The following is a 503-nucleotide window of genomic DNA, read 5'->3' as shown; positions in this document are numbered from 1 at the left end:
CCGAAATATAGCCACCATTTAGCTACTGAGACATCAATTTTATTCTCTCTTAGCTTTTTGATTTGATAATTATTCTTGTTGTAAATTTTGATCTGTTCTTTAACCAATGTATCTGATTTTAGTTCTGGATATAGCGAAATGAGAGTCATTGAATCTGTTCCTTTTGCTTTATCAAAAGTATCATTCTCATGTTCCATGTATTGTTTAACAAGAACATCTACTTGCGATTCAATTTTGCTGTTTTCTGTTTGATACATTGATATTTTTTCACCAATGACTTTTCCCGATGCAACAATATCTAAATTCACTATAATAGTTATACTAAACAATATTCCCGCTAGAGCTCCTATACACACCAATGAGAAGCCTAATCCGTCATAGTCGTAACTCGCCGTTAACAACAAACCACCCATGACTATAATCCCAATCGAAATGACTAATAATAATGTTGCCATTTAATCCCTCCGTCACTTAATCTCTTTTTCAATATATTCAATTGTTAA

At 32.2% G+C, this 503-nt stretch carries 1 protein-coding gene; it reads right to left on the bottom strand.

Annotation, left to right across the window (positions count from 1 at the left end; translation table 11 throughout):
* Positions 1–455, bottom strand: a 455-nt coding sequence (locus RV04_RS12965; protein WP_143139517.1) for a LemA family protein, incomplete at its 3' end; no start/stop codon positions are given.
* Positions 456–503: the final 48 nt, after the last annotated feature.

Origin of the sequence: Enterococcus hermanniensis (assembly GCF_001885945.1) — a bacterium.
Lineage (GTDB): Bacteria > Bacillota > Bacilli > Lactobacillales > Enterococcaceae > Enterococcus_A > Enterococcus_A hermanniensis.
The sequence above is the reverse complement of the archived record's forward strand: the minus strand, read 5'-3'. Positions and strand labels throughout refer to the sequence as shown.